The sequence below is a fragment of the Caballeronia terrestris genome, from assembly GCF_001544515.1.
GTDB classification, from domain to species: domain Bacteria; phylum Pseudomonadota; class Gammaproteobacteria; order Burkholderiales; family Burkholderiaceae; genus Caballeronia; species Caballeronia terrestris.
In genome coordinates this window covers 1-2,050 of sequence record NZ_FCOL02000306.1, presented here as the reverse complement: position 1 = coordinate 2,050, position 2,050 = coordinate 1, and the positions used below count along the sequence as shown (strand labels likewise).

2 protein-coding genes and 1 pseudogene are annotated in these 2,050 nt (G+C 61.4%); all 3 read left to right on the top strand.

Going from position 1 to position 2,050, the window contains the following annotated elements; translation table 11 throughout:
- Positions 1-482: pseudogene (locus AWB67_RS36865) on the top strand (FAD-dependent oxidoreductase); the annotation flags it as partial.
- Between the two features lie 29 nt (positions 483-511).
- Positions 512-691: a hypothetical protein gene (locus AWB67_RS36860; RefSeq protein WP_087660746.1), complete on the top strand. Its 180-nt coding sequence runs from the start codon at positions 512-514 to the stop codon at positions 689-691.
- A gap of 82 nt (positions 692-773) precedes the next feature.
- Positions 774-2,050: homogentisate 1,2-dioxygenase (gene hmgA / locus AWB67_RS36855; RefSeq protein ID WP_087660745.1), on the top strand; the 1,277-nt coding region annotated here is incomplete at its 3' end.

Here is a 2,050-nt window from a genome sequence, read left to right as displayed (position 1 = left end):
CCTTGATCAATCCGCGGCAGACTTCGGCCATCACCTATACAGCGTCGCCGCTAAATGCGACGGAAACAGAGCCGGGCGCATTCACCGCTGGCCCTGTGCCGGGGGCCGTGCTTCCTGAATGTCCGTTGACGATCGTCGAGGGCGGCAACGCGAGGGAAGCTCACCTGACCGATTTGGTCAGCCCCTGCTTCACGGCCTTGCATTTTAGCGAAGATGGCAGGGTACCTGCGGAATTCTCCGCGCTCGAAGAAACGCTTCATAGCGAAAAGCTGCCTTTCAAGCTGATCCCCGTGACCGCGCATCTGCACCCCGAGACCCAAAGCGATCACAACTGGGACCATACGGGTCGACTGTTTGCCATGTACGGTGCCAAAGCCGGGACCGTGTATCTGGTTCGCCCGGACGGGCATGTACTGGGGCGCTGGCACGCGGCAGCCGCCGCGGATATTGCGGCAGCCATCCACCACGCCCTTCACACGTAATCACGACCCACCTGATAAAGGAGAACGCCATGACCGACAGCGACCTCGATACCGTCTATACCCGACTGTGCAAGACCATGACCCAATTGGGCGAGCCGAATACTGCCTTCTTTCTCGCGCGTTTCGCAATGCTCGCGATCGACACGATCGACGACCCGGCCGTCGCGCTGAATCTGATCGACGATGCCAGCGAGGGGATACCCGAATAAGTGCCGGGTGCGAGCCGCACATGCAAGCAAGGGCGGCGCCGCCGCCTTTAGGGGCCAATGTCCTTCGCAGGAGATCGACACAATGACACTCAATTATCAAAGCGGCTTTGCCAATGAATTTGCTACCGAGGCCCTGCCCGGCGCGCTTCCCGTGGGGCGCAACTCTCCGCAACGCGCGCCTTATGGCCTGTACGCTGAGCAACTCTCGGGCACGGCATTCACTGCGCCGCGGCACAACAACCGCCGTTCCTGGTTGTACCGGATCCGGCCGGCGGCCATGCACTTGCCGTTCGAGCGGATCGACAACGCGCGCCTGCTGAGCCGCTTCGACGATGTACCGACACCGCCGAATCAGTTGCGTTGGGCTCCCCTCCCGATGCCCGATGCACCGACCGATTTTGTGTCGAGCCTGGTGACCATGGCCGGCAATGGCGCGCCCGACGTGGGCAGCGGATGCGGGATCCACCTGTATGCCGCAAACTGCTCGATGACCGACCGCTTCTTCTACAATGCGGACGGCGAGTTACTCATCGTGCCGCAGCAGGGACGGCTGCGCCTCGCGACTGAAATGGGCCTGCTGGAGGTCGAGCCACAGGAAATCATCGTCGTCCCGCGAGGCGTCCGTTTCCGCGTGGAGTTGCCCGATGGCGAGGCGCGCGGCTACGTTTGCGAGAACTATGGCGCGCTGTTCAAGCTACCGGACCTCGGCGTGATCGGCTCCAATGGCCTCGCTAATCCGCGCGACTTCCTCACGCCGGTGGCCTCTTACGAGGACCGTGAAGGCGAGTTCGAACTCATCGCGAAATTTGAAGGCAATCTCTGGCGCGCTGAGATCGACCATTCCCCGCTCGACGTGGTCGCGTGGCACGGTAACTATGCGCCGTACAAATACGACTTGCGCCGCTTCAACGCGATCGGTTCGATCAGCTACGATCATCCCGACCCATCAATCTTTCTGGTGCTCCAGGCCCCCACCGATACGCCAGGCGTCGACGCCATCGACTTCGTTATTTTCCCGCCGCGCTGGCTGTCGATGGAAAACACTTTTCGCCCGCCATGGTTTCACCGCAACTTTGCCAGCGAGTTCATGGGCCTGATTCATGGCGCCTATGACGCGAAGGCGGAAGGCTTCGCGCCAGGTGGTGCGTCGCTTCACAATTGCATGAGCGGCCATGGTCCGGACGCCGATACGTTCGCCAAGGCCAGCACAGCAGACACGACTCGGCCCGACCAGGTCGCGAACACCATGGCATTCATGTTCGAAACACCTGCCGTCATCCGGCCGACGCGCTACGCGCTCGAATCGTCCCAATTGCAGAGCGAGTACTACCGTTGCTGGCAAGGTCTGAAGAAGCATTT

Excerpts from the sequence above, each read along its gene's own strand:
- AWB67_RS36860 (WP_087660746.1), top strand. The coding sequence starts at position 512 with ATGACCGACAGCGACCTCGATACCGTCTATACCCGACTGTGCAAGACC.